Below are 24643 nucleotides of genomic sequence, written 5' to 3'. Positions count from 1 at the left end.
TCAACTCTCTCTGTAGGAGCGGGCCATGCCCGCGACAGGTAAACGGGTCGCGGGTATGACCCGCTCCTACATGGTTTTCTGGACTCCCGCGAACGTGGGAATCCCGTTGCTCCCTCAGCTCGCCGCCGCCACCTTCGGCAGGATGTCGTTGGCCACCATCTCGCCGAACGGGCTGACGTAGCCGCGGCTTTCCGGTTGCGCCGGACGGGCGACGTCGAGGTGCGGGAAGAGCAGTTCGGCGACCCGGTAGGACTCTTCCAGGTGCGGGTAGCCGGAGAAGATGAAGGTATCGATGCCCAGCTCGGCATACTCCTTCACCCGCGCCGCCACGGTCGGGCCGTCGCCGACCAGCGCGGTGCCGGCGCCGCCGCGCACCAGGCCGACGCCGGCCCAGAGGTTGGGGCTGACTTCCAGTTTGTCGCGCTTGCCGCCGTGCAGGGCGGCCATGCGCTGCTGGCCCACCGAGTCGAAGCGCGCCAGGGAAGCCTGGGCGCGGGCGATGGTGTCGTCGTCGAGATGGCTGATCAGGCGGTCGGCGGCCTGCCATGCCTCTTCATTGGTTTCGCGCACGATCACGTGCAGGCGGATGCCGAAGCGCACACTGCGGCCCTGCTGCGCGGCCTTCTCGCGCACCTGGGCGATCTTCTCGGCCACTGCGGCCGGCGGCTCGCCCCAGGTCAGGTACAGCTCGACCTGCTCGGCGGCGAGGTCCTGCGCGGCCTCCGAGGAACCGCCGAAATACAGCGGCGGGCGCGGCTGCTGGATCGGCGGATAGAGCAGCTTGGCGCCCTTTACCTGGATGTGCTTGCCGTCGTAGTCGACGGTCTCGCCCTCCAGTACGCGGCGCCAGATGCGGGTGAATTCGACGGAGGCTTCGTAGCGCTCTTCATGGTTCAGGTGCAGGCCGTCGCCGGCCAGTTCGTCCGGGTCGCCGCCGGTGACCAGGTTGAACAGCGCGCGGCCGTTGGAAAGACGGTCGAGGGTCGCCGCCTGGCGCGCCGCCACGGTCGGCGAAATGATCCCCGGGCGCAGCGCGACGAGGAACTTCAGGCGCTGGGTGACCGGGATCAGCGAGGCGGCGACCAGCCAGGAATCCTCGCAGGAACGTCCTGTCGGAATCAGCACGCCGCCGAAGCCGAGGCGGTCGGCGGCCTGGGCGACCTGCTGCAGGTAGCCGTGGTCGACCGCGCGGGCGCCCTCGGCGGTGCCAAGGTAATGGCCGTCGCCGTGGGTGGGCAGGAACCAGAAGAGGTTGAGGCTCATCGCTTTAACTCCAATTTAAGCGCGCCGGCATGGCGTAGCCGCGCGATGAAGGGATTCGTATACGTCGTGCTGCTTTTTTTGTAGGAGCGAGCTTGCTCGCGAACAAATTCCCCGGCAGCTCGGAAGCCGGGCGGGTTCGCGAGCAAGGACTAGGCGTCCCCCTCGCTCCTACGAAAAGCGGTTCAGTTGCTGGTAGCGACCTTGGCCGGCGGCGTCCACACCACATCCCTGATGCTCAGTTGCTTGGGAATCAGCTTCAGCTGGGTGAAGGTGTCGGCGATCTTCTGCTGCGCCTGCACCACCTCGGGGGTGATGAACTGCGCGCCGTAGCCCTGGCGCTTGACCGCGGTGAGGGTGATGTCCGCCGGCAGGCCGAGCAGCGGAGCGACCTGGTCGGTGACCTGCTGCGGGTTGCCCTGCGACCACTCGCCGACCTGGCGCACTTCGTCCACCAGGGTGGTGATCACCTGCGGGTGCTTCTGCGCGTAGGTACGGGTGGCGAGGTAGAACTGGTGGTTGTCGACCAGCCCCTTGCCGTCGATCAGGGTCCTGGCCGACAGCTGCTTCTCGGCGGCGGCCTGGTACGGGTCCCAGATCACCCAGGCGTCGACGCTGCCGCGTTCGAAGGCGGCGCGGGCGTCGGCCGGCGGCAGGTAGACGGGCTGGATGTCGCTGTATTTCAGGCCGGCGTTCTCCAGTGCGCGCACCAGCAGGTAGTGCACGTTGGAGCCCTTGTTCAGCGCGACCTTCCTGCCCTTGAGCTCGGCGACGGAGCTGATCGGCGAATCCTTCCCCACCAGGATCGCCTCGCTGGTCGGCGCCGGCGGCTCGTGGGCGACGTAGAGCAGGTCGGCGCCGGCGGCCTGGGCGAACACCGGCGGGGTCTCGCCGGTGACGCCGAAGTCGATGCTGCCGACATTCAGCCCTTCGAGCAGCTGCGGGCCGCCGGGGAATTCGGTCCATTGCACCCTGATGCCCTGGTCCGCGAGGCGCTTCTCCAGCGTGCCGCGGGCCTTGAGCAGCACCAGGGTGCCGTACTTCTGATAGCCGATCCGCAGGGTTTCGGCCTGGGCCTGGGTGATGGCGCCGAAAGTGATGGCCGCGGCGAACAGGGCGGCCAGACTCCGACGCAAAGTGATAGTGCGCATGGCGCTCTCCTTTGCATTGAGTGTCGTGGTGGTCGACCTGCTCGCCGGTTGTCCGGCCAGTAAGGTGCAGAGATGTGGGTTTGCGGGGCAGGAAAAAATGGGCCGGCGAACCGGCCGAATACCCTGCTCGTGGTGGAAACATCGGCCGCCCGCCTGGGCGGCCTGGAAAAGATCAGCGGTTCGGTTGCGGCGTCAGGCGCAGATAGGGGCGGACCGCGCGGTAGCCTTTCGGGAAGCGCTGGCGGATTTCCTCCTCGTCCTGCAGCGAGGGCACGATCACCACTTCGTCGCCGTCCTGCCAGTTGCCCGGCGTGGCGACCTTGTGGTTGTCGGTGAGCTGCAGCGAGTCGATCACCCGCAGGATCTCGTTGAAGTTGCGCCCGGTGCTCGCCGGATAGGTGATGATCAGGCGCACCTTCCTGTTCGGATCGATGATGAACAGCGAACGCACGGTGAGAGTGTCGTTGGCGTTCGGGTGGATCAGGTCGTACAGCTCGGAAACCTTGCGGTCGGCGTCGGCGATGATCGGGAAGTTGACCTGGGTGTCCTGGGTCTCGTTGATGTCATCGATCCACTTCACGTGGGATGCCACCGGGTCCACCGACAGCGCCAGCACCTTCACGCCGCGCTGGGCGAATTCGCCCTTGAGCTTGGCGGTCAGGCCGAGTTCGGTGGTGCATACCGGGGTGAAGTCCGCCGGATGGGAGAACAGCACGCCCCAGCTGTCGCCGAGCCATTCGTGGAAGCGAATGCGGCCTTCGCTGGAATCCTGTTCGAAATCGGGGGCGATGTCGCCGAGTCTCAGGCTCATGGGTAGCACTCCTTGTTCGTGGTGGGCTAACTATGCACAAGGCTTTTTCTTATTAAAAAGAATAAATTTAGATTTTCTTATAACCAAAATCCAAATAACTCAGCCAGGGTGCGCTCTCAGCATAGCGAAGGGTTTTGGTTCGTCCCGGCTGTTTCAGCGCTGATACAGCTTGCCGCCGTTCGTCGAATGGCTCCTGCCGTGCAAGGCGCACGACTTAGACTTTGGGTATATGCACCCTCTTGTGGGGGAGTGGTCCTCATGTTTGGGAAACGGGCGAGCGATACCGAACCGCGCCACTACTACCGAAGCGACCGCATCTGCTCGGTCAATGGCCAGTATTTCTTCACCACCCGCGAAGGGACTCTGGAAGGCCCGTTCTACACCCGTTTCGATGCCGAACGCGAAGTGCAGCAGTACATCGACAGGATGCAGCAGGCGGCGGGAATCTACGCGCGGAGCCTGCGCTAGCGGCGTAAGATGAAAAGAAAAGCCCCGGTCCGATTGGTCGGGGCCTTTCTTTATTTGCGGCATTTGCGGCGCCCCGAACGCGCGCCGGACCTGCAGGAGCGAGCTCGCTCGCGAACCCCGGCTCCTACGAAAAGCGGCCCATCCCTCAGATCTCCACCTGCGTCCCCAGCTCGATCACCCGGTTCAGCGGCAGGTTGAAATACCTCAGGTTGCCGTTGGCATTCTTCAGCAGGAAGGCGAACAGCCCCTCCCGCCAGCGCGCCATGCCGATGCGTTTCGACGGGATCACCGTCTCCCGGCTGAGGAAGTAGGTGGTACGCATCTGGCTGAAGTCCAGGTCGCTCAGGTGGCAGAGCTTCAGCGCCCCCGGCACGTCCGGCTCCTCGACGAAGCCGAAATGCAGGATCACCCGGAAGAAGCCATCGCCATAGGCGCTCACCTCGAAACGCCGGTCCGGCGGCACCCGCGGGGTGTCCTCGCTGACCACGGTGAGCAGCACCACCTGCTCGTGCAGCACCTGGTTGTGCAGCAGGTTGTGCAGCAGCGCATGGGGCACCACGTCCTCACGAGCGGTGAGGAAGACCGCGGTGCCCTTGACCCGGTGCGGCGGGTCGGCGCGCAGGCTGGCGATGAACAGCTGCAGCGGCAGCGCGCTTTCGTCGAGGCGGTCCATCAGCAGCTGCCGGCCGCGCTTCCAGGTGGTCATCAGGATGAACAGGACGGTCCCGGCGATCACCGGGAACACCCCGCCCTGCAGCACCTTCGGCAGGTTGGCGGCGAAGAACAGGCTGTCCACCAGCAGGAAGCTGAGCATCAGCGGCACCGCCACCAGCGGCGACCAGCGCCACAGCAGCAGCATCACCACGCTGAGCAGCACCGTGGTGCAGAGCATGGTGCCGGTCACCGCCACGCCGTAGGCCGAAGCCAGCGCGCCGGAGGATTCGAAGCCGATCACCAGCAGCACCACCGCCACCATCAGCGCCCAGTTCACCCCGGCGATGTAGATCTGCCCCTGCTCGTGGTGCGAGGTGTGCTGGATGAACATGCGCGGCACGTAGCCGAGCTGGATGGCCTGCTGGGTCAGGGAGAAGGCGCCGGAAATCACCGCCTGGGAGGCGATCACCGTGGCGGCGGTGGCCAGTCCCACCAGCGGCAGCAGTGCCCAGCCCGGCGCCAGCAGGTAGAACGGGTTGCGCGCGGCTTCCGGGTCGAACAGGATCGCCGCGCCCTGGCCGAAGTAGTTCAGCACCAGCGACGGCAGGATCAGGATGAACCAGGCGCGGGCGATCGGCTTGCGGCCGAAGTGGCCCATGTCGGCATACAGCGCCTCGGCGCCGGTCAGCGCCAGCACCACGGCGCCGAGAATCGCCACGCCGACGCCCGGGTGGGCGATGAAGAAATTCACCGCCCAGGCCGGATTGGTCGCCCTGAGCACTTCCGGGTGCTGCCAGATGCCGTACAGGCCGAGCGCGCCGAGGGCCAGGAACCACACCACCATCACCGGCCCGAACAGCCTGCCGATGCGCGCGGTGCCGTGCTTCTGGATGAGGAACAGGGCGACCAGCACGATCAGCGCCAGCGGCACCACCCAGTGGCCGATGCCTTCGAAGGCGATGTCCAGGCCCTCGATCGCCGAGAGCACCGAGATCGCCGGGGTGATCATGCTGTCGCCGTAGAACAGCGCGGCGCCGATCAGGCCGAAGATCACCAGCACCGCGCGCAGCTTCGGATAGGGCAGCGCGGCGCGCAGCGCCAGGGTGGTCAGCGCCATCACCCCGCCCTCGCCTTCGTTGTCGGCGCGCAGGACGAACAGCACGTACTTCAGCGACACCACCCAGATCAGCGACCAGAAGATCAGCGACAGCACGCCGAGGATGCCGTCGTGGCTGAGCGACACCCCGTAGCCGCCGTTGAACACTTCCTTGAGGGTGTACAGCGGACTGGTGCCGATATCGCCGTAGACCACCCCGGTCGCCGCCACGATCAACCCGACTGCCGAAGAATGATGCTGGTGTTCCTCATGGTTCTCGGCAGAACCGGCCGCTGCATCGGACATTTGCTGTGCTTCCCCCCGGAAAAATTCGGCGCATCCTGCTCCGGCAGTCCTGTCGATGCAAGAGCCGCCCTGCGCTCCCAGCAATCACTATAGAGGGAGTTTCCGCCAATTACCGGCGTGCACGTTCGTCCACGGGAGACTGGTCAAGCACGCGGCCTGCCGGTAGAATTGCGCACTTTTTGATCAGAGGCGCCGCCAGCGCGCCCTTAGAGGTTAGCCACCCATGTCCACCGCAACGCCCAAAGTCGGGTTCGTATCCCTTGGTTGTCCGAAAGCCACGGTAGATTCCGAACGCATCCTCACCCAGCTGCGCATGGAAGGTTACGAGATCGTGCCGACCTACGAGGATGCCGATGTCGTGGTGGTCAACACCTGCGGCTTCATCGACAGCGCCAAGGCCGAATCGCTGGACGCCATCGGCGAGGCCATCGCCGAGAACGGCAAGGTGATCGTCACCGGTTGCATGGGCGTATCCGAGAACAGCATCCGCGACGTGCACCCGAGCGTGCTGGCCGTGACCGGCCCGCAGCAGTACGAGCAGGTGGTCAGCGCCGTTCACGAAGTCGTCCCGCCGAAGGCCGAGCACAACCCGCTGATCGACCTGGTGCCGCCGCAGGGCATCAAGCTCACCCCGCGCCACTACGCCTACCTGAAGATTTCCGAAGGCTGCAACCACAGCTGCAGCTTCTGCATCATCCCGTCGATGCGCGGCAAGCTGGTCAGCCGCCCGGTCGGCGACGTCCTCAGCGAGGCCCAGCGCCTGGTCAAGGCCGGCGTCAAGGAACTGCTGGTGATCTCCCAGGACACCAGCGCCTACGGCGTCGACCTCAAGTACAAGCTCGACTTCTGGGACGGCCAGCCGGTCAAGACCCGCATGCTGGAGCTGTGCCAGGCGCTGTCGGGCATGGGCGTGTGGGTGCGCCTGCACTACGTCTACCCGTACCCGAACGTCGACGACGTGATCCCGCTGATGGCCGAAGGCAAGCTGCTGCCCTACCTGGACATCCCCTTCCAGCACGCCAGCCCGAAAGTGCTGAAGTCCATGAAGCGCCCGGCCTTCGAGGACAAGACCCTCGCCCGCATCAAGAAGTGGCGCGAGATCTGCCCGGAGCTGACCATCCGCTCCACCTTCATCGTCGGCTTCCCCGGCGAGACCGAGGAAGACTTCCAGTACCTGCTCGACTGGCTGACCGAAGCCCAGCTCGACCGCGTCGGCTGCTTCCAGTACTCCCCGGTGGAAGGCGCCCCGGCCAACGACCTGGGCCTGGAGCCGGTGCCGGACGACGTCAAGCAGGACCGCTGGGAACGCTTCATGGCGCACCAGCAGGCGATTTCCGCCGCGCGCCTGCAGCTGAAGATCGGCAAGGAAATCGACGTGCTGATCGACGAAGTGGACGACGAAGGCGCGGTCGGCCGCTCCTGGGCCGACGCCCCGGAAATCGACGGCGCCGTCTACGTCGACACCTTTGACGTGAAGCCGGGCGACAAGGTGCGTGTGCGCATTACCGACGCCGACGAGTACGATCTGTGGGCTGAGCTGGCCTAAGCCCCCGACTCGGACCTGCCGCGCTTCGACTGCCCGGCCCCCAGCCCCAAAAGCCCTGCCGACGTGCAGGGCTTTTTCTTGCGACATCATCCACATCCTTGACCCGCAAACGCATTGCCTCCATCAACCGAGCCATACAACAAACTCGCAATAAACCATAGTTCCCCATGCAAATGAGGTACTTCGGTGATGCTCAATACCACCGGTAAGCGAGCAGGCTACTTGGCCCGGACAACTTCACCGAGCCAGGGCAGGTCCAGCTTGAGGACCTGCTCATAGAGAAACAGCAACGCGGCGAGCGCCTGGTTCTGCGTGGAAGCAGAAACATTGCCGCGTCCGGCAAGATCGGAAAGAAATGCTTCAACCTCCGCCGCCCCATCTCCAACGAGTGGCGGTAGCCATGAAAACGGATGAAACGCTTCACCCATTCGCAATAGACTCGCTCCGTACGCATCGAGTAGTGTTTCAAACGTATCTGCTCGCGAACCTGATCGAGCAACCTGGGCTTTCCATCCATGGTGCATAACTCCCTTACGCAGTCATCCAACCACTACGATGGCCGAGCCACGCGGCGATGGACAAGACGGCAGGAAGGTTATCCACCAGACCTGTGAAAGCGTTATTACACCAGTTGGTGTCTATTTATAGTTAGGTAGCTGCCATGGCCAAGAATATCAATAACACAACCACTTCAGGCTGGCTAAATCTAGATGCGTGGTCGGAAACATACATTGGGGCACATTGGTTATTAAAAAATGAGCTACCAGCTTTTCAGTACCAAGCCGAGGTACATCATGGCCCTCTTTCTCAAATGGTGCTGCTAGCCGCACATCAGCTTGTTGAAATAATATTCTTCCAGTGCGTAAAATCCGTGATTAAACAGAGTAAAACTCAATTTATCGAAATAGAAAGATCACTTGAAAAGGCAAGCTTCTGGCATGCATTCAAAACATGGCCAGAAATTTTAACCGGTTATCCTTTTGACCTAACACAAGAACCACTAAAGTCCGCGCACAGACTAAAAGATCGGCGCAATGCCACCATACATAAAAGCTCAGCACTAACCTCCTTGGAAATGGCACGATCAGCGCTATTCTCAGGAGTTGAAGCCTCAAAGACTATTGCTGAGCATTTCGGAGGGGAGTTAGGATTCAAGTACAACTCCGTACTGTCTAAGTACCCCTTGCAACAAGAGCCGTGGTTCAGCCAGATCCAACTTATCGAAGAGGCAACCTAACAATACGCTCAAATCGCTCACTTCGTTCGCTGGGACGGGCTAAAGCCCGCCCCTTAACCAGACGCTCAGCATCGGCGAAAGTCATCTGCCCAGGCACTACCAAAATGCATTCCCGACAAGGCCCGGCAACGGCGAATCGGCCAGGAGTGTTTCGAACTGCCCCCAAGACAATTCTGTTTGGATAGTTCGCTCGCCCCATTGCGGCACCTGGAACCCGCATGCTGTCTTCGCCCCCTCGCCGAGTGCTGCGATCGAGGACCGAGCTGATATCATTCACCGGATGCCCCGCCAAGCGCGGGGCTTTCTCTTTCCGTGGCGGGAGCGTCACTCCCGCACCGGGCGCTGCGCCATCCTTCCGAGGAAAACACGATGATCAACAACGATGTACTGCGCAGCGTGCGCTACATGCTCGATATCAGCGACGCCGGCATCGCCGACATCACTCGCCTGGGGGGAATGGAGATCGACAAGCAGGATGCCGTCGCCTTCCTCAAGCGCGATGACGAAGCGGACTTCCGCCCTTGCGGCGACGATGTCCTCGCGCACTTTCTCGATGGTCTGATCGTCCACCGTCGTGGCCGCGACGAGAGCCGTCCGACGCCGCCCATCGAACTGCCGATGACCAACAACATTGTCCTGAAAAAGCTGCGCGTGGCGTTCGAGCTGAAGGAAGAAGACCTGCACGCAATTCTCGATGACGCAGGCTTTCCGGTATCCAAGCCCGAGCTGAGTGCGCTGTTCCGCAAGCCCGGTCACAGCAACTACCGCACCTGCGGCGACCAGTTGCTGCGCAACTTCCTCAAGGGGCTGACCCAGCGCTTGCGCAGTTGACGGCAGCGAGGCCGGTAGCCACTACGATGTCCACCGGCGACTGAACCCCTATCGAAAGCCCCGCCCCGCGGGGCTTTCGCGTTTCTGGCCGCTGCACAATCCCTCATTTTGCAGGGATTGTTGAGGCCGTCCGCCGCTTCATAGAGTCCTCCCGTGCCGCTTCGCCAGGAGAGACATCCATGCATGCCCTCCCCCCTGCAACCGTGGCGATCCACTGCTTCGACGCCACGCTGACCTACGACGCCTGAGTCATCACCTGGAGAACAAGAAATGGACTATGAAATCGTCGCGGAAGGCCTGCGCTTCCCCGAAGGCCCCATCTGGATGGAGGACGGCTCGGTCATCGTCGTCGAGATCGAGGCCGGGCGGCTGACCCGCGTCCTGCCGGACGGCAGCAAGGAGACCGTCGCCGAACTCGGCGGCGGCCCGAACGGTGCGGCGATCGGCCCCGACGGGCGCGTCTACGTCTGCAACAACGGCGGTTTCGCCTGGACCGAGCACGACGGCCTGCTGTTCCCGGGGCGCCAGCCGGCCGGTTACTCCGGCGGCCGCATCGAGGTGGTCGACCTGGAGACCGGCCGCATCGAACGCCTCTACGACAACTGCGACGGCATTCCGCTGAAGGGGCCGAACGACCTGGTGTTCGACGACCAGGGCGGCTTCTACTTCACCGACTGCGGCAAGAGCCGCGAGCACGAGGTGGATGTCGGCGGCGTGTTCTACGCCAGGGCCGACGGTTCCTCGATCCGCGCCCTGGCGCGCGGGCTGCTGCGACCGAATGGCTGCGGCCTCTCCCCGGATGGCAGGACCCTCTACGTCGCCCTGACCAGCGAGCGCGTGGTGCTCGCCTTCGACCTCACCGGCGCCGGCGAAGCGGCACCGGCCTGGCCCGCGCCCGGACGGGTGGTCGCCTCGTTCCCGGGCCGCCAGTGGCTCGATTCGCTGGCGGTGACCGCCGACGGGCGCGTCTGCGTCGCCGCGCTGGTGGAAAACCACGGCATCGCCTCGATCGACCCGGCGACCGGCGCCGTCGAGCACTTCGCTTTCCCGGACGTCATCACCACCAACATCTGCTTCGGCGGCGCGGACATGCGCGATGCGTGGATCACCCTGTCGACCACCGGCAAGCTGGTCCGCACCCGCTGGGAACGCCCGGGGCTGCGCCTCGCCCACTACGCCTGAAGCCCGCCCCAACCTGACATCACGGAAGCACAGCGATGGATTTCTCTCTCTCCGCAACACAGACCCACTGGCGCGACCGCGTCGCCGCCTTCATGCAGGAACACGTCTACCCCGCCGAGCACCGCTACGAAGCGGAAGTCGACGAGGGCGACCGCTGGAAGACCATACCAGTGGTCGAGGAACTCAAGCGCAAGGCGCGCGAGGCCGGCTTGTGGAACCTGTTCATGCCGCCGTCCCACGGCAGCAAGGTGAACGAATACCACTTCGAAGGCCCCGGGCTGAGCAATCTCGAATACGCGCTGGTCGCCGAGGAAACGGGCAAGGTGTCCTGGTCGCCCGAGCTGTTCAACTGCTCGGCGCCGGACAGCGGCAACATGGAGGTGCTGCTGCGCTACGGCAGCGCCGAGCAACAGCGGCGCTGGCTGACGCCGCTGATGAACGGCGAGATCCGCTCGGCGTTCCTGATGACCGAGCCGGAGGTGGCCTCCTCGGACGCCACCAACATCGAGACCAGCATCGTCCGCGACGGCGACCACTACGTGATCAATGGCCGCAAGTGGTGGTCGAGCGGGGTCGGCGACCCGCGCTGCGCGGTCGCCATCGTGATGGGCAAGACCGATCCGAACGCCTCGGCGTACCGCCAGCAGTCGATGATCCTGGTGCCGATGGACAGCCCCGGCGTGACGGTCACCCGCATGCTCAAGGTGTTCGGCTACGACCATGCGCCGCGCGGCCACGGCGAGGTGATCCTGAAGGACGTACGGGTGCCGGTGGGTAACCTGCTGCTCGGCGAGGGACGCGGCTTCGAGATCGCCCAGGGCCGCCTCGGGCCGGGCCGCATCCACCACTGCATGCGCGTGGTGGGCGTCGCCGAACGGGCGCTGGAACTGATGAGCAGGCGCCTGCTCAGCCGCGTCGCCTTCGGCCGCCGGCTGTCCGAGCAGTCCATCTGGCAACAGCGCATCGCCGAGGCGCGCATCGACATCGAGATGAATCGCCTGCTGTGCCTGAAGGCCGCCGACATGATGGACCGCAACGGCAACCAGGTGGCGCGCGCGGAGATCGCCATGATCAAGGTCGCCGCGCCGCGCATGGCCTGCCGGATCATCGATGACGCGATCCAGGCCTTCGGTGGCGCCGGGGTCTGCCAGGACACCCATCTCGCCCATCTCTACGCGGTGACCCGCACCGTCCGCATAGCCGACGGCCCGGACGAGGTGCACAACCGCACCCTGGCGCGCTTCGAGTTCGACAAGTACCGCTAATGCTCCCGGGCGGCGGTCGACCGGGTGGGTTATCCGCCCACCGGGAGATCGCCGTCGATCTCGCCGCGCTGCCAGGCCAGCGAGACCAACTGCGGCAGGCTCCGCGCACCGAGGCGGCGCGAGGCGTTGCCGAGGTACTCGCGCACGGTGTAGGGCGACAGTGCCAGCGCCTTCGCCACCTCCTTCATGCTGTAGCCGGCGGCGACATGGCGCAGGCACTCCCGCTCGCGGTTGCTCAGCCGCTCGCGGGCCGGTGCGCTGCACGGGCTGCCCTTGTGCGCTTCGAGGGTGTCGATGAAGGAGTACGCCACCGCCAGCAGCGCACCGTAGGTGCCCTCGCTCACCTGCCAGGCGGCGCCGGCTTCGGTGCTCGTCCAGCCCACCAGCGAGGTGACGCCGCCGGGCAGGTGCACCGGCACGATGATGTTCGAGGCGATGCCGTACTGGCGGTGGACCTCGCGCAGCGAGCGATCCAGCGGGCTCAGGTCGGCGTCCGTACCATCGAGCAGAGTGCTGACGAATGGCATGCGCTCCTGGCGGGTGCGCAGCACGTCACGCTGCTTGGCGTTGATCGTCTCGGCCCGCCACCAGCGCAGCATCTCCCGCGGCAGGCCGAGGCAGGCATGCAGCTCCTCGTGGTGACGCTCGTGAACGACGTTGTCGATGAAGGTGGGGTTGGGCAGGCCGATGATGCGTCCGACATCGAGCAGGCCATCCAGCGCCACGTCCAGCGAACGGCTGGTCCGCGCCTGGACCGACGCCTCGATGATCCGTCCGATCATCTCCACCGAAGCCGGCGGCCCGGAAAGCTGCGTGGTCATTGTCTGTGTCCTCCGTTTCTTCTTGTTCTATCCGGATCGGGCCGGGCGGGAGCGATAATCCGCACAGGATCCGCATCCGCCGAGGAGCCCAGCGTGCTCTACCACCTCGCCGCCAGCGCCACCCTGCTCCTGCACCTGGCCTTCATCCTCTTCGTCATGCTCGGCGCCTTCCTGCTGCTGCGCTGGCCGCGCCTGGCCTGGCTGCACCTGCCGGCCGCGGCCTGGGGCGCGTACATCGAGTTCTCCCATGGCATCTGCCCGCTCACGCCGCTGGAAAACCAACTGCGCCGGCGGGCCGGGGCGGAAGGCTATGCCGGTGGATTCATCGAGCATTACCTGCTCCCGCTGATCTATCCCGGCAACCTCACCGACGGCATGCAACTGGCGTTCGGCCTGATCGTCGTGCTGTTCAACGGCGCGCTCTACGGCTGGCTGCTGTTGCGCCGGCGGCGTCCCGCGCCCTGATCGGCTAACATGGCCGCCTCGTCTTCAGCGCCGGCCAGCATGTCCCATTCCGTCAGCCCCATCGGTTACGTCCGCTCCTGCTTCAAGGAGAAATTCGCCATCCCGCGCCAGCCGCAACTGGCTCCGGCCGCCCGCGGCGTGCTGGAACTGCTGCCGCCCTTCGACCAGCCGGAAGCGGTCGAGGGCCTGGAGCAGGTCAGCCACGTGTGGCTGATCTTCCTCTTCCACCAGGCGCTGGAAGACAAGCCGCGACTGAAGGTGCGTCCGCCACGGCTGGGTGGCAATCGTTCGATGGGGGTATTCGCCACCCGCGCGACGCACCGGCCCAATGGCATCGGCCAGTCGGTGGTGAAGCTGGAGAAGGTCGAGCCGGGGCGCCTGTGGCTGTCCGGTATCGACCTGCTGGACGCCACGCCGGTGCTGGATATCAAGCCCTACGTGCCCTACGCCGACGCCGTGCCCGGCGCCAGCAACGCGATCGCCGAGGCGCCTCCGGCGCCGATTCCCGTGGAGTGGACGGACACCGCCCTCACCCAGGCCCGTGAACACGGCCTGCGCCTCGGCGAACCGGTGGTCGAGCTGATCGAACAGTGCCTGGCCCAGGACCCGCGCCCGGCCTATCAGGTGCCCACTCCGGAACGCCGCTACGGCGCCCGGCTGTGGGATGTGGACGTGCACTGGCACTATCCACGCCCCGGCCTGATCCGCGTGCTGGACATCCAGCGCGGCGACGACTGAAAACGCCTCAGCGCAGCGGGTTCAACGCCAGCGCATCGCTCTCGAAGACTTCCTGTTCGAGGATCAGCGGCTCCACCAGCGGCCGGCTGTCGCGGAAATGCGCGGTGCGGGTGTGCGCCTCGTAGGCCTCGTCATCGCGGTAGATCTCGTAGAGATACACCACGTCCGGATCGACCCGGTCGCGGGAAACGTCGAACACCAGGCAACCGGGCTCGGTCTCCACGGAGGCGGCGGCGTTGGGCTTGATCGCCTCGATGAAGGCATCGGCGCAGCCGGGCTTGAGGCGGGTCCTGATAAATATGCAGTACACAGGCGATTCCTTTTGTCTTAGATTTAAAGAAATATTGTATACAAAAAAGGAATCAGTCTCATGTCCGATCTCACCGACCGCCCTGCCCGTCCCAGCCGCCTGAACGGCCTGCGCCACCTGGCCCTGCTGGTGCCGAACCTGGAAGAGTGCGAGCGCTTCTACGTCGACGTACTGGGCATGCAGGTGCTCAACCGCGCCAACGAGGACCTGGTCTACCTCACCTGCGGCAACGACAACCTCTCCCTCGGTCGCGGCGCCGCCGCGAGCAACGGCCTGCAGACCATGGACCACTATGGCTTCATCGTCGACAGCGTGGAGGAACTGCACGCCTGGTACGAGTACCTGAAGGCGCTGGGCGTGACCCTGCTCGACCGCCCGTTCGCCCATGGCGACGGCGCGCACAGCTTCCACCTGCTCGACCCGGCGGGGAACAAGGTGCAGCCGCTGTACCACCCGGCGGTATCCGGCCAGCGCCTGGCTTGAAGCACATGTAGGACCGAGGGAGCCAGGCACCAGGCAGAAATTCGGCTCATAAAAAAACGCCGCGCTCCCAGGGGAATCGCGGCGTTTTTCGACCGATCAGCTCGGCTTACTTCTCGACGAAGGCGCGCTCGATCAGGTAGTCGCCCGGCTCGCCCATGCGCGGGGAAATCTGCAGGCCGAAGCCGTCCAGCACGGCGCTGGTCTCGTCCAGCATGCTCGGGCTGCCGCAGATCATGGCGCGGTCGTCCTGCGGGTTCATCGGCGGCAGGCCGATGTCGGCGAACAGCTTGCCGCTGCGCATCAGGTCGGTCTGGCGGCCCATGTTGCGGAACTCTTCACGGGTGACCAGCGGGTAGTAGATCAGCTTCTCGCGGACCATGTCGCCGAAGAACTCGTGCTCCGGCAGGACCTTGGTGATGAAGTCGGCGTAGGCCAGCTCGCTGACCCAGCGCACGCCGTGGACCAGGATGACCTTCTCGAACTTCTCGTAGACTTCCGGGTCCTGGATCACGCTGAGGAACGGCGCCATGCCGGTGCCGGTGCTGAGCAGGTAGAGGTTCTTGCCCGGCTTGAGGTCGTCGAGGACCAGGGTGCCGGTGGGCTTGCGGCTGACCATCAGCTCGTCGCCTTCCTTCAGGTGCTGCAGGCGCGAGGTCAGCGGGCCGTCCGGAACCTTGATGCTGAAGAACTCCAGGTGCTCTTCGTAGTTCGGGCTGGCAATGCTGTACGCGCGCATCAGCGGACGACCGTTGACTTCCAGGCCGATCATCACGAACTGACCGGTCTTGAAGCGCAGCCCCGGGTTGCGGGTGGTCTTGAAGCTGAAGAGAGTGTCGTTCCAGTGGTGCACGCTGAGAACGCGCTCGGTGTACAGGTTGCTCATCAAGGTCTCCTACAGAATACGTGGCGCACCCCAGCGAAACCCGGACGTGGCGCGATTGCGCGACATTTTATAGGCGGCGACAATATCCGCAAAATAAATTATCTGGATATTGCTAATCCAAAACGCAGATAAGGGCGCCGCTGTCGCGCGCAAAAGGGTATCGGCAGTTCCCTTTTCACCCTAGCGACGGAATGTCGCGCCCCTCTCTGTCGGAGCCTCCGCCATGAAATTCACCCTGCGCCAACTGGAAGTGTTCGTCGCGGTGGCCCAGCAGGAAAGCGTCTCCCGCGCCGCCGAGGCGCTGTCGATGTCGCAGTCGGCCACCAGCACCTCGCTCGGCGAACTGGAGCGGCAGTTCGACTGCCGGCTGTTCGACCGCGCCGGCAAGCGCCTCACCCTCAACGCCCTCGGCCGCCAGTTGCTGCCCCAGGCTGTGGCGCTGCTCGACCGCGGCGGGGAAATCGAGAACCTGCTCAACGGCAAGAGCACCTTCGGCTCACTGGACCTCGGCGCCACCCTGACCATCGGCAACTACCTGGCCACCCTGCTGATCGGCCGCTTCATGCAGCGCCAGCCGGACTGCCGGGTGCGCCTGCACGTGCACAACACCGCCCACGTGGTGCAGCAGGTCGCCCACTACGAACTGGACCTCGGACTGATCGAAGGCGATTGCCAGCATCCGGATATAGAAGTGCAGTCCTGGATGGAAGACGAACTGGTGGTGTTCTGCGCGCCGCAGCATCCGCTGGCCCGGACCGGCAGGGCGGATATCGGCCGGCTCAGCGAGGAAGCCTGGATTCTCCGCGAACAGGGGTCTGGCACGCGGCTGACCTTCGACCAGGCCATGCGCCATCACCGCGAACCACTGAATATCCGCCTGGAGCTGGAACACACGGAAGCGATCAAGCGCGCGGTGGAGTCGGGCCTCGGCATCGGCTGCATCTCGCGCCTGGCCCTGCGCGACGCCTTCCGCCGCGGCAGCCTGGTGCCGGTGGAAACCCCGGAGCTGGACCTGCGCCGACAGTTCTATTTCATCTGGCACAAGCAGAAGTACCAGACCAGCGCCATGCGCGAGTTCCTCGACCTGTGCCGCTGCGAAACCGCCGGGATCAGCCGCAGCGACGAGATCGTGCTGCCGTTGATTCCCTGAGTGGCATGGATGGGGGAAATACTTGGCGATTTCCACCCCGCGACCAAGCGCTGCCGCTTTGTGTAGGAGCCAGCTTGCTGGCGATCATCCATCTCGACCGACTGCTCGGTGGTTGCCGGTAAGTCCGGGATCGCCAGCAAGCTGGCTCCTACAGGTACGGCCGAGCGACGTCAGACGCCGTAGACGAACGGGCGGACTCAACCCAGCAGGATCACGCCCCACACCGCGGTGATCAGCGTCAGCGCCACGAACTGGGCGGCGCTGCCCATGTCCTTGGCGTTCTTCGACAGCGGGTGGCGTTCGAGGGAGATGCGGTCGACCACCGCCTCGATGGCCGAGTTGAACAGCTCGACGATCAGCGCCAGCAGGCACACGCCGATCATCAGCGCGCGCTCGCCGCGGGTCACGTCGGCGAAGAAGGCCAGCGGGATCAGCACCACGTTCAGCAGCACCAGTTGGCGGAACGCGGCCTCGCCGCGGAAGGCGGAGACGAAGCCGGCCATGGAGTAGCCGGCGGCATTGAAGATGCGCTTCAGGCCGGTGCGGCCTTTGAATGGAGAGGTCGACACGAGGGGTTCTCTGCTGGAAGGACGACGCACTCTAAACCAGGCGCGTCGAAAATGAAGCCGGGAGACCGCGACAGAATGTGAATCAGGCGCCCGGCACCGATTCCATCTGCTGCAGCAGCAGCGCGGCCTGGGTGCGGGTGCGCACGCCGAGCTTGCGGAAGATCGCCGTGACGTGGGCCTTCACGGTGGCCTCGGAGACGCTCAGCTCGTAGGCGATCTGCTTGTTCAGCAGGCCTTCGCAGACCATGGTCAGCACGCGGAACTGCTGCGGCGTCAGGCTCGACAGGCCGGCGCTGGCGGCGCGCGCCTCCTCGCTCAGCTCGGTCACCGCATCGGCCTGCGGCGGCCACCAGACGTCGCCGTCGAGCACGGCACGCACCGCCTGCTGCAGGGTGGTCAAGTCGCTGGACTTGGGAATGAAACCGCTGGCGCCGAACTCCCGCGAACGCTGCACCACGGCGGCGTCCTCCTGGGCCGAGATCATCACTACCGGAATCTGCGGATACTGCCCGCGCAGCAGCACCAGCCCGGAGAAGCCGTAGGCGCCGGGCATGTTCAGGTCGAGCAGGACCAGATCCCAGTCGGCCTTCTCGTTGAGCCTGGCCTCCAGCTCCGCGATGCTCGCCGCCTCCACCAGACGTGCGTCGGGTCCGAGCCCGAGGGTCAGGGCCTGTTGCAGGGCACTGCGGAACAACGGGTGATCGTCAGCGATGAGGATCTCGTAGGATGCCATGTCATGTCCTTGGTGGGTGCACTCCGGCCAAGCCATGGATGACAGCTTAGCCAGCACTGAGGGGTAGGAACACTGGTGGCGCATTGTACGCAAAGTCGACAATGAACGTCTGCCGGGAATCGGCGGGGAACGCCGCCCGGCGGCTTTCCAAATTCTGACCGTTGCGGCAAAGTTGCGCTTTTTTTCCGCGAGACTTCCATGAAAACCCAAGCCCTGCGCGCCGACATCCTGATGCTGATCACCGCGATGATCTGGGGAGCGGCATTCGTGGCCCAGCGCGTGGGCATGGACGCGATCGGCCCGTTCCTGTTCTCCGGCCTGCGCTTCTGCATCGGCGCCCTGGTCCTGCTGCCGCTGGTCTTGCGCCGCGGCGCCACGGCTCCGCAGCCCTTCAACCGCGGCCTGCTGCTGGGCGGCGTGGCCCTGGGCACGGCGCTGACCATCGGCATCAACCTGCAGCAGGTCGGCCTGCTGTTCACCAGCGTGACCAACTCCGGCTTCATCACCGGCCTGTACGTGATCATCGTGCCGCTGCTCGGCCTGGCGCTCGGCCACCGCACCGGCCTCGGCACCTGGCTGGGCGCCTGCCTGGCGGTGGTCGGCATGTTCCTGCTCAGCGTCGGCGAGAACTTCCACGTCGCCTCGGGCGACTGGCTGCAACTGGCCGGCGCCTTCGTCTGGGGCGTGCACGTGCTGCTGGTGGGCTTCTTCGCCAGCCGCTACGACCCGATCCGCCTGTCCTTCCTGCAGTTCGTCGTCTGCGGCGTATTCAGCCTGATCATGGCGGTGATCTTCGAGGAGATTCACCTGGACGCCATCATGCAGGCCGGTCCCGCCCTGCTCTACGGCGGCCTGGTGGCGGTGGGCATCGGCTATACCCTGCAGGTCGTGGCGCAGAAGCACGCCATCGCCTCCCACGCGGCGATCATCCTTTCCCTGGAGGCGGTGTTCGCCGCCATCGCCGGCGCGCTGTTCCTCGACGAAAGCCTGCACCTGCGCGGCTACCTGGGCTGCGCGCTGATGCTCGCCGGCATGCTGGTGGCGCAGCTGTGGCCGCAGAAGCCGGCGCTCAAGGCGCCGCAGCCGTCACTCGCCGAGGAACGGCCGTAGGGACTGGTGCGCCGGGCTCTGCTCGTCCAGCGGCTGCTGGCCCTTGGAGCCGAGATAGCGTTCGCTGAACACATCCAGATAGGCATCCAGCGCGTCCGCCGCGCGCTGGTCGCCAGCCAGGCCGAGGCACAGCGCGGCCACTTCGGCGGTGCACAGGTGATCGTCGCGCTTGGAGCGGCGCAGGCGGTAGCGCGACAGCTGCTCCGGCGTCAGGCTGAGCACCGGGAAGCGCTCCAGATAGGGACTCTTGCGGAACATCTTGCGCGCCTCGGTCCAGGTGGCGTCGAGCAGGATGAACAGCGGACGCTTGCCGGGCTGCGGCTCGACGCTCTGCACCACGCGCTCCGGCGCCACGAACTCGCCGGGGAACACCACGTAGGGCTGCCACTGCGGATCGTCGAGCAGCGCTAGCAGCGCCGGATCGACCTCGATGCGCGACCAGCCGAAGGCCCAGGTGTCGGGCACGGTCTCGGCGATCAGCCAGCCGGTGTTGCTCGGCTTCAGCGGCTCGGTATCGAACATCACCAGGCACATCGCCGAATCCGTCTGCACCCGCGGGCGCCAGGCGCACATGCAGTAGTTCGGCCGCAGCCGGCAGCCGGGGCAGCGCGGCGACCGCGAACCGCGGGCGTAGAAGGGTTTCAGGCAGCGGGCCAGGCGCTCGGCGCGCAGGCGGGCAACGGCGTGGCTCATGGCCGGACCATGCGGGTGGAATGGATCGGGAACATCGAAGGCTCGAACGGGGGCAGGAAAGCGAGCCTCGAATTGTACCAGAGGCCGCCATGCCGGCTCCGCCGAATCGGCGCTCGGCATGGCGGCGGTTTCAGGCGACAATACGCGGCGCTCGCCGGCGAACCTAGTTCGTGACCGCTGGTCGAACCCGCACCATTCCCCCAGGAGATTCCCATGCTGCGCCTCACCGCCCTCGCACTCTGCCTCGTTCTCCCCGCCGCCCATGGCGCATCGCTGAAGGACTACGAGCTGAGCGAGACGCTGAACAAGGTCGCCAAGGAAAGCAGCGAGGGCACCCCGCGCGCGATCAACGAGGACATCCTCGACCAGGGTTACACGGTGGACGGCAACCAGTTGATCAACCACCTCAGCGTCCGCGCCAGCCACGCCGAACGCATGCGCGAAAACCCCGACAGCGTGCGCAGCCAACTGGGCGACAGCGTCTGCAGCAACACCGGCTACCGCCAGCTGCTCGCCCGCGGCGCGATCCTCACCTACAGCTTCACCGAGTACAAGACCAACCGCCCGGTCGCCACCGAACGCTTCGACGCCGGCAGCTGCAAGATCAAGCTGCAGAAATGACGCCGATGCTGGAGAAGGAACACCTGCTCAGGATCGCCCGCACGCCGATGCCCTTCGGCAAGTACCAGGGGCGGATGCTGGTGGACCTGCCGGAAGAGTATCTGCTGTGGTTCTACAAGAAGGGCTTTCCGCCGGGTGAGCTGGGGCGACTGATGCAGCTCACCCTGGAACTGAAGATCGACGGCCTGGATGGCCTGATCAAGCCGCTGAAACGCTGACCAGCGCCGGGCCCCGAGCGGAGCCCGGCATCCATCTTCACACCTTCAGCGCAGCGCCCGCGGATCGCCCTTGCCGCCCACCGCGGCCGCCTCCTCGGCCGTCAGCAATGCACTGCGCGGCACGTCCAGCAGGCGCGCGCAGGCCGCCAGCACATCCGCCCAGCAGGCGCGGTTGGCGAACAGCATGCCCGCCTCGTCCAGCGTGCCGCCGCGGTTGCGATAGCCCAGCACCGAGGTCTTCAGCGCATCCGGCAGGATCGGCCAGAGATGCCCGCGCGCCACCTCGGGGCGCATGTGGGTCAGCAGCACCCGCCGCGCATGGCTGTCGGGGAACAGGCGCGCCATCAGCGCCTCGTCGGCGACCGTCTTCAGCTCCCAGTTGTCGCGCGGCGCGCGGAAGCGTCCCGGTTCCTGCAGGTAGACCAGCCGGTAGGGATAGCCGCCCTCCTCCAGCCGTGCGGCGGCGCGGCGCATCTCGGCGAGCTGGTAGCTGCCGTTGGCGATCAGCAGCAGCGGCTGGTTGCCGGGACGCTCTTCCAGCACGATGGCCCCGTCCCGCGCCAGCTGTTCGGCCTGGGCCTGGTCGAAGACCACCGGCCGCTCGCGCTTGGGGATCACCATGCAGGCCAGTTGGCCGCGGCTGCGGTAGATGTCCGGCAGCAGCGCCAGGACGCTGTTGTGGTCGGCCGGGAACAGCACCCGCACCATGTCGCTCATCTCGCCGAGCAGGGCCTCGCAGAAGGTGGTGTCCTGGTGCGACTGCTGGTTCTTGCCGTTCTCCCAGGTGTGCGAGGTGGCCACCAGCGGCCAGCCGAGCCAGCCCGCCGGGCGCCCGGCCTCCTTCTGCTGGCGGGCGAAGATCAGCGTCTGCCGCACCGCGCCGAGCATCTTCACGCAGAACGCCTCGTAGCTGGCGACCAGGTTGATCCCGCCCTGGTTGGCCAGGCAGGCGGAGACCACCGCTTCCTCGTTCAGCGCGGTGATGATCCGTCCGTCCACCGCTTCGAGTTCGCTCTCCGGCGAGCAGACCCGGTGCTTCAGCGCCTTCAGCACGCCGCCCAGGCGGTTGCTGGCCAGCTCGTCCGGATTGCCCACCCGCGCGCGCAGGTCGGGGTTGGCCGCGCACAGGTCGACGAAGAAGCGGTCCAGCGCCGCCATCGGCGAACAGATGTCGCCGCGGTATTTCAGCTCGGGTATCGACGGCTCGATGGGACGCCGCACGGCGAGCGGATTGTCGCGCTCCAGCAGGCGGCCCTGGCGCGCGCCGGCGAACAGCGCGCAGGCGGCGGCCAACTCGTCCTCCGCGACCCACAGCTGCGCCGCATGCTGGTTGAACAGCTCCAGCGCATGCGCGTCCGTCGCCGGGCTGCCCGGCAGCGGCAGGTTGTGCGCGGCGTTGCTGCCGGCGCCGTAGAAACCGAAGCCCTTGACCGTTTCCGCGATGCCGTAGGGGATCGGCAACGGATATTCGAGGATGCCGCGGTCCTTCTCGCCCACGCGGTGCTGCAGGCGCTGCTCCATTTCCCACAGCGCGCAGACGAAGGCGGCCGGGTCGCGGCCGTCGAAGGTCAGCGGGTCGAAGCCGCAACGCCGCAGGTGCTGCTTGAATCCCTCCAGCCCTTCGTGGGTACCCAGCTCGGTACGCTGCTCGATGCGTCGGCCGTTGGCGATCATCACCGGCAGTGCGACGCCGCTGTCTTCCGAACGCCACCAGCGCGGTATCCAGTCGCTGCCGCGCTGCTCCTCGGCGGCGCCATCGGAGAGGAAGGCGACCAGGGTCTCGCCGGGCAGCGGCATGTGCGCGTACTGCAGTTCGGCGAAGCCCAGGTAGCCGCCCTCGGCGATGCCGCCGGCGGTGTGCGGATTGACGTGGCTGCCCAGCGGCACGGCGACGCTGCCGTCGGCGGCCTGGGCGTAGCTGTAGAAGTCCTGCGCCAGCCGGCTCAGCCCGGCCTCGCCGCCGGCGTAGGCCTGCGCCTGTTCCGGATGCAGGTTGCCGGTCAGCACGTTCAGCGCATCGATCGCCGCCACGCAGTGACCCTGGCCCATCAGCCAGCCGCGGGTGCTGCGGCTCAGCGCGTTCAGTGCCAGGTAGCCGGCGTAGGCCGGCACCATGTTCAGCGCACCGCCGGTATGGCCTTCCGGGCTTTCCTTGAAATCCGCCGCCTGCAGCGGGGTTCCATCGAGACGCACGCGCCAGGCATAGGTCATGTGCACGACCAGCCACATGCCGGCGCAGGTCAGCCGGTCCAGCGCCTGCAGCAGCCGATAGACGGACGCGAGATCGCACTGCTGGCCGCCCTGGACCAGTTGGTGGGCCATGCGGAAGACTGCCGCCTGGGTCGCCGGACTATGCTGAAGCGGACCGCGGCCACGCGACCATTCCGCGAATGCCGGTTCGGCGGCCGCATGGGCGGCCAGCTCCTCCGGACTGGGCAATATCTGGGACATCCTGGACTCTCCTCGGGGTATAGAGAAAGTCTAGGCGCCCCGGACAGAGGGGCGGTGATATGTATCAAGGCCATTCCCGCCCCAGTACGCGAGGCTGAAGACCTGTCTGAACAAGGAGGCATCATGGCCCTGCTCACTTTCATCGGCGCAATCCAGGAAGTCACCGGCTCCTGTTATCTGCTGGAAACCCGCGAGGGCGTCCGGGTTTTGCTGGAATGCGGCATGCGCCAGGGGATGCGCAACGATATGGAACGCAACCGGGCGAAGTTCCCGTTCGATCCCACCAGCCTGGACGCAGTGGTGCTTTCCCACGCCCACCTTGACCACAGCGGACTACTGCCGCGCCTGGCCAGCCAGGGTTACCGGGGCCCGATCTATGCCACCCAGTCGACCTGCGACCTGCTCGAACTGATGCTGATGGATTCGGCGAACATCCAGGAAAAGGATGCGGAATGGGAAAGCCGCTGGCGCGCGCGCCTCGGCCGCCCGCCGGTCACGCCGCTGTATACGGTCGAGGACACCGCCGCGGCGCTCAAGCAGCGCCGCCCGGTCAGCTACGGCAGCACCATCGAGGTCGCCAAGGGCATCCGCGTGACCTTCCACAACGCCGGCCACATCCTTGGCTCGGCCATCGTCGAACTGGAAATCCACGAACAGGGCCTGACCCGCCGCATGGTGTTCTCCGGCGACCTCGGCAATACCTGCTCGCCGCTGATGCGCACGCCGACGCCGCTGTCGCGCGCGGACGTGGTGCTGCTCGAATCGACCTACGGCGACCGCGACCACCGCGACAACAACGACACGCTGGAGGAACTGGCCGGCATCCTCGAACAGGCCCACAAGGATGGCGGCAACGTGCTGATTCCCGCCTTCGCCGTCGGCCGCACCCAGGACCTGCTCTTCTACCTCGGCCGCTTCTACCAGGAGGGACGCCTGCCGCAGAAGATGGTTTTCCTCGACAGCCCGATGGCCAGCCGGGCCAACGAGATCTACCTGCAGCATTCCAATGAGTTCTCCGATACGGACCGCGAGTACATCCGCGGCACCGGCACCGCGCGCATCGGCGAATGGCTGCCGCCCCTGCGCGTCACCCAGAGCCCGGACGAATCCATGGCCATCAACCGCATCGAAAGCGGCGCCATCATCATCGCCGGCAGCGGCATGTGCACCGGCGGGCGCATCGTCCACCACCTCAAGCACAACCTCTGGCGCAAGGAGTGCCACCTGGTGTTCCCGGGCTTCCAGGCCAGGGGCACCCTGGGGCGCGCGATAGTCGACGGCGCGGACACCGTGCGCATCCTGCGCCAGCGCATCGCCGTGCGGGCGAAGGTCCACACCCTCGGCGGATTCTCCGCACACGCAGGACAATCGCAATTAATTCAGTGGGTTGGACACTTCGAGCAGAAACCCGAGCTATACCTGATACATGGCGAGCGAGAAAAGATGGACACCCTGCAGGCCGCCATCCTCGATCGCCTCAGCTGGCGCGCCAACATTCCGGAACCGGGGGACCGCATTGCCATCTGACAGGGGGTCTCACTGACTGTCACATTCGCCATGTCAGACTGGCGTGACCGCTTCCAAGGGGTTG

25 protein-coding genes and 1 pseudogene are annotated in these 24643 nt (G+C 65.7%); 14 read left to right on the top strand and 12 right to left on the bottom strand.

From position 1 onward, the window contains the following. Window positions 1-114: 114 nt before the first annotated feature. From ssuD to BLR75_RS04090, 3 genes are all read right to left on the bottom strand, one after another. The gene (ssuD, locus tag BLR75_RS04100; RefSeq protein ID WP_084310089.1) at window positions 115-1263 is read right to left on the bottom strand and encodes an FMNH2-dependent alkanesulfonate monooxygenase; all 1149 of its coding nucleotides are present in this window, start codon (window positions 1261-1263) and stop codon (window positions 115-117) included. Between the two features lie 182 nt (window positions 1264-1445). Continuing rightward, on the bottom strand, window positions 1446-2411 hold the full coding sequence (locus tag BLR75_RS04095; RefSeq protein WP_084310088.1) for a sulfonate ABC transporter substrate-binding protein: 966 nt from the start codon (window positions 2409-2411) through the stop codon (window positions 1446-1448). Between the two features lie 172 nt (window positions 2412-2583). Next, on the bottom strand, window positions 2584-3222 hold the full coding sequence (locus BLR75_RS04090; RefSeq protein WP_084310087.1) for a peroxiredoxin: 639 nt from the start codon (window positions 3220-3222) through the stop codon (window positions 2584-2586). 258 nt (window positions 3223-3480) lie between these two features. Between BLR75_RS04090 and BLR75_RS04085 the strand changes: the two genes are divergently transcribed. Next, entirely contained in the window at window positions 3481-3690 is a 210-nt protein-coding gene (locus BLR75_RS04085) for a DUF6316 family protein (RefSeq protein ID WP_084310086.1), read from the top strand. A 145-nt stretch (window positions 3691-3835) separates the two neighbouring features. Here BLR75_RS04085 and BLR75_RS04080 read toward each other — a convergent pair whose 3' ends face one another. Beyond that, window positions 3836-5746, bottom strand: coding sequence for a potassium transporter Kup (locus BLR75_RS04080; protein WP_084310085.1), 1911 nt, complete (start codon window positions 5744-5746; stop codon window positions 3836-3838). A 223-nt stretch (window positions 5747-5969) separates the two neighbouring features. On the opposite strand from BLR75_RS04080, the gene rimO reads away from it, so the two are divergent. Then, a complete protein-coding gene (rimO, locus tag BLR75_RS04075) occupies window positions 5970-7292 on the top strand; it encodes a 30S ribosomal protein S12 methylthiotransferase RimO (RefSeq protein WP_084310084.1) in 1323 nt (440 codons plus the stop codon). A gap of 218 nt (window positions 7293-7510) precedes the next feature. Here the strand turns inward: rimO and BLR75_RS26925 are convergent. Further along, window positions 7511-7746, bottom strand: a pseudogene (locus BLR75_RS26925) (phage integrase N-terminal SAM-like domain-containing protein). 207 nt (window positions 7747-7953) lie between these two features. On the opposite strand from BLR75_RS26925, the gene BLR75_RS26290 reads away from it, so the two are divergent. The 4 genes from BLR75_RS26290 (at window position 7954) to BLR75_RS04055 (ending at window position 11807) form a co-directional block, all read left to right on the top strand. Continuing rightward, complete coding sequence (locus BLR75_RS26290; protein ID WP_139206988.1) at window positions 7954-8529, top strand: hypothetical protein; 576 nt, start codon at window positions 7954-7956, stop codon at window positions 8527-8529. A 369-nt stretch (window positions 8530-8898) separates the two neighbouring features. Then, entirely contained in the window at window positions 8899-9360 is a 462-nt protein-coding gene (locus BLR75_RS04065) for a YehS family protein (RefSeq protein WP_084310083.1), read from the top strand. 270 nt (window positions 9361-9630) lie between these two features. Further along, window positions 9631-10542 carry an SMP-30/gluconolactonase/LRE family protein gene (locus BLR75_RS04060; RefSeq protein WP_084310082.1) on the top strand — a complete coding sequence of 304 codons (912 nt, stop codon included), beginning with the start codon at window positions 9631-9633 and terminating at the stop codon, window positions 10540-10542. A 35-nt stretch (window positions 10543-10577) separates the two neighbouring features. Further along, a complete protein-coding gene (locus BLR75_RS04055) occupies window positions 10578-11807 on the top strand; it encodes an acyl-CoA dehydrogenase family protein (RefSeq protein WP_084310081.1) in 1230 nt (409 codons plus the stop codon). 29 nt (window positions 11808-11836) lie between these two features. On the opposite strand, the gene BLR75_RS04050 is transcribed toward BLR75_RS04055, so the two are convergent. Continuing rightward, window positions 11837-12628, bottom strand: a complete 792-nt coding sequence (locus tag BLR75_RS04050; protein ID WP_084310080.1) for a helix-turn-helix transcriptional regulator — start codon at window positions 12626-12628, stop codon at window positions 11837-11839. 93 nt (window positions 12629-12721) lie between these two features. Between BLR75_RS04050 and BLR75_RS04045 the strand changes: the two genes are divergently transcribed. Both BLR75_RS04045 and tsaA read left to right on the top strand, forming a co-directional pair. Continuing rightward, a complete protein-coding gene (locus BLR75_RS04045; RefSeq protein WP_084310079.1) occupies window positions 12722-13093 on the top strand; it encodes a DUF2784 domain-containing protein in 372 nt (123 codons plus the stop codon). Between the two features lie 39 nt (window positions 13094-13132). Further along, window positions 13133-13831 carry a tRNA (N6-threonylcarbamoyladenosine(37)-N6)-methyltransferase TrmO gene (gene tsaA / locus BLR75_RS04040; RefSeq protein ID WP_090415986.1) on the top strand — a complete coding sequence of 233 codons (699 nt, stop codon included), beginning with the start codon at window positions 13133-13135 and terminating at the stop codon, window positions 13829-13831. A 7-nt stretch (window positions 13832-13838) separates the two neighbouring features. On the opposite strand, the gene BLR75_RS04035 is transcribed toward tsaA, so the two are convergent. Then, window positions 13839-14141 (bottom strand): heme-binding protein, encoded by a 303-nt coding sequence (locus tag BLR75_RS04035; RefSeq protein WP_084310077.1) that lies wholly within the window; start codon window positions 14139-14141, stop codon window positions 13839-13841. Between the two features lie 60 nt (window positions 14142-14201). Here BLR75_RS04035 and BLR75_RS04030 point away from each other — a divergent pair, with 60 nt between their 5' ends. Beyond that, window positions 14202-14624, top strand: coding sequence for a VOC family protein (locus tag BLR75_RS04030; RefSeq protein ID WP_084310076.1), 423 nt, complete (start codon window positions 14202-14204; stop codon window positions 14622-14624). Window positions 14625-14730: 106 nt separating this feature from the next. On the opposite strand, the gene fpr is transcribed toward BLR75_RS04030, so the two are convergent. Beyond that, window positions 14731-15507, bottom strand: coding sequence for a ferredoxin-NADP reductase (gene fpr / locus BLR75_RS04025; protein ID WP_084310075.1), 777 nt, complete (start codon window positions 15505-15507; stop codon window positions 14731-14733). 223 nt (window positions 15508-15730) lie between these two features. Between fpr and BLR75_RS04020 the strand changes: the two genes are divergently transcribed. Further along, window positions 15731-16657, top strand: a complete 927-nt coding sequence (locus BLR75_RS04020; RefSeq protein WP_084310074.1) for a LysR family transcriptional regulator — start codon at window positions 15731-15733, stop codon at window positions 16655-16657. Between the two features lie 197 nt (window positions 16658-16854). On the opposite strand, the gene BLR75_RS04015 is transcribed toward BLR75_RS04020, so the two are convergent. Together BLR75_RS04015 and erdR are read right to left on the bottom strand one after the other, a co-directional pair. Continuing rightward, entirely contained in the window at window positions 16855-17226 is a 372-nt protein-coding gene (locus BLR75_RS04015) for a diacylglycerol kinase (RefSeq protein WP_090415985.1), read from the bottom strand. 82 nt (window positions 17227-17308) lie between these two features. Further along, window positions 17309-17959: a response regulator transcription factor ErdR gene (gene erdR / locus BLR75_RS04010; RefSeq protein ID WP_084310073.1), complete on the bottom strand. Its 651-nt coding sequence runs from the start codon at window positions 17957-17959 to the stop codon at window positions 17309-17311. Window positions 17960-18157: 198 nt separating this feature from the next. Here erdR and BLR75_RS04005 point away from each other — a divergent pair, with 198 nt between their 5' ends. Next, a complete protein-coding gene (locus BLR75_RS04005; protein WP_084310072.1) occupies window positions 18158-19069 on the top strand; it encodes a DMT family transporter in 912 nt (303 codons plus the stop codon). Here the strand turns inward: BLR75_RS04005 and BLR75_RS04000 are convergent. After that, window positions 19046-19762, bottom strand: coding sequence for a tRNA-uridine aminocarboxypropyltransferase (locus BLR75_RS04000; RefSeq protein WP_084310071.1), 717 nt, complete (start codon window positions 19760-19762; stop codon window positions 19046-19048). The genes BLR75_RS04005 and BLR75_RS04000 overlap by 24 nt on opposite strands. 213 nt (window positions 19763-19975) lie before the next feature. Here BLR75_RS04000 and BLR75_RS03995 point away from each other — a divergent pair, with 213 nt between their 5' ends. Together BLR75_RS03995 and BLR75_RS03990 are read left to right on the top strand one after the other, a co-directional pair. Then, window positions 19976-20383 (top strand): quorum-sensing-regulated virulence factor family protein, encoded by a 408-nt coding sequence (locus BLR75_RS03995; RefSeq protein WP_084310070.1) that lies wholly within the window; start codon window positions 19976-19978, stop codon window positions 20381-20383. Between the two features lie 5 nt (window positions 20384-20388). Beyond that, window positions 20389-20601, top strand: a complete 213-nt coding sequence (locus BLR75_RS03990) for a DUF3820 family protein (RefSeq protein ID WP_084310069.1) — start codon at window positions 20389-20391, stop codon at window positions 20599-20601. Window positions 20602-20646: 45 nt separating this feature from the next. Here BLR75_RS03990 and BLR75_RS03985 read toward each other — a convergent pair whose 3' ends face one another. Beyond that, window positions 20647-23052: a phosphoketolase family protein gene (locus BLR75_RS03985; protein ID WP_084310068.1), complete on the bottom strand. Its 2406-nt coding sequence runs from the start codon at window positions 23050-23052 to the stop codon at window positions 20647-20649. Window positions 23053-23175: 123 nt separating this feature from the next. Between BLR75_RS03985 and BLR75_RS03980 the strand changes: the two genes are divergently transcribed. Then, a complete protein-coding gene (locus tag BLR75_RS03980; RefSeq protein ID WP_084310067.1) occupies window positions 23176-24579 on the top strand; it encodes an MBL fold metallo-hydrolase RNA specificity domain-containing protein in 1404 nt (467 codons plus the stop codon). The last annotated feature ends 64 nt before the right edge of the window (window positions 24580-24643 follow it).

This window comes from Pseudomonas jinjuensis, from assembly GCF_900103845.1.
GTDB classification, from domain to species: domain Bacteria; phylum Pseudomonadota; class Gammaproteobacteria; order Pseudomonadales; family Pseudomonadaceae; genus Pseudomonas; species Pseudomonas jinjuensis.
The sequence above is the reverse complement of the archived record's forward strand: the minus strand, read 5'-3'. Positions and strand labels throughout refer to the sequence as shown.

What these genes read in the sequence shown, in the direction of transcription:
- ssuD (WP_084310089.1), bottom strand. Translation starts at nt 1,263, where the DNA reads ATGAGCCTCAACCTCTTCTGGTTCCTGCCCACCCACGGCGACGGCCAT.
- BLR75_RS04095 (WP_084310088.1), bottom strand. Translation starts at nt 2,411, where the DNA reads ATGCGCACTATCACTTTGCGTCGGAGTCTGGCCGCCCTGTTCGCCGCG.
- BLR75_RS04090 (WP_084310087.1), bottom strand. Translation starts at nt 3,222, where the DNA reads ATGAGCCTGAGACTCGGCGACATCGCCCCCGATTTCGAACAGGATTCC.
- BLR75_RS04085 (WP_084310086.1), top strand. Translation starts at nt 3,481, where the DNA reads ATGTTTGGGAAACGGGCGAGCGATACCGAACCGCGCCACTACTACCGA.
- BLR75_RS04080 (WP_084310085.1), bottom strand. Translation starts at nt 5,746, where the DNA reads ATGTCCGATGCAGCGGCCGGTTCTGCCGAGAACCATGAGGAACACCAG.
- rimO (WP_084310084.1), top strand. Translation starts at nt 5,970, where the DNA reads ATGTCCACCGCAACGCCCAAAGTCGGGTTCGTATCCCTTGGTTGTCCG.
- BLR75_RS26290 (WP_139206988.1), top strand. Translation starts at nt 7,954, where the DNA reads ATGGCCAAGAATATCAATAACACAACCACTTCAGGCTGGCTAAATCTA.
- BLR75_RS04065 (WP_084310083.1), top strand. Translation starts at nt 8,899, where the DNA reads ATGATCAACAACGATGTACTGCGCAGCGTGCGCTACATGCTCGATATC.
- BLR75_RS04060 (WP_084310082.1), top strand. Translation starts at nt 9,631, where the DNA reads ATGGACTATGAAATCGTCGCGGAAGGCCTGCGCTTCCCCGAAGGCCCC.
- BLR75_RS04055 (WP_084310081.1), top strand. Translation starts at nt 10,578, where the DNA reads ATGGATTTCTCTCTCTCCGCAACACAGACCCACTGGCGCGACCGCGTC.
- BLR75_RS04050 (WP_084310080.1), bottom strand. Translation starts at nt 12,628, where the DNA reads ATGACCACGCAGCTTTCCGGGCCGCCGGCTTCGGTGGAGATGATCGGA.
- tsaA (WP_090415986.1), top strand. Translation starts at nt 13,133, where the DNA reads ATGTCCCATTCCGTCAGCCCCATCGGTTACGTCCGCTCCTGCTTCAAG.
- BLR75_RS04030 (WP_084310076.1), top strand. Translation starts at nt 14,202, where the DNA reads ATGTCCGATCTCACCGACCGCCCTGCCCGTCCCAGCCGCCTGAACGGC.
- fpr (WP_084310075.1), bottom strand. Translation starts at nt 15,507, where the DNA reads ATGAGCAACCTGTACACCGAGCGCGTTCTCAGCGTGCACCACTGGAAC.
- BLR75_RS04020 (WP_084310074.1), top strand. Translation starts at nt 15,731, where the DNA reads ATGAAATTCACCCTGCGCCAACTGGAAGTGTTCGTCGCGGTGGCCCAG.
- erdR (WP_084310073.1), bottom strand. Translation starts at nt 17,959, where the DNA reads ATGGCATCCTACGAGATCCTCATCGCTGACGATCACCCGTTGTTCCGC.
- BLR75_RS04005 (WP_084310072.1), top strand. Translation starts at nt 18,158, where the DNA reads ATGAAAACCCAAGCCCTGCGCGCCGACATCCTGATGCTGATCACCGCG.
- BLR75_RS04000 (WP_084310071.1), bottom strand. Translation starts at nt 19,762, where the DNA reads ATGAGCCACGCCGTTGCCCGCCTGCGCGCCGAGCGCCTGGCCCGCTGC.
- BLR75_RS03995 (WP_084310070.1), top strand. Translation starts at nt 19,976, where the DNA reads ATGCTGCGCCTCACCGCCCTCGCACTCTGCCTCGTTCTCCCCGCCGCC.
- BLR75_RS03990 (WP_084310069.1), top strand. Translation starts at nt 20,389, where the DNA reads ATGCTGGAGAAGGAACACCTGCTCAGGATCGCCCGCACGCCGATGCCC.
- BLR75_RS03985 (WP_084310068.1), bottom strand. Translation starts at nt 23,052, where the DNA reads ATGTCCCAGATATTGCCCAGTCCGGAGGAGCTGGCCGCCCATGCGGCC.
- BLR75_RS03980 (WP_084310067.1), top strand. Translation starts at nt 23,176, where the DNA reads ATGGCCCTGCTCACTTTCATCGGCGCAATCCAGGAAGTCACCGGCTCC.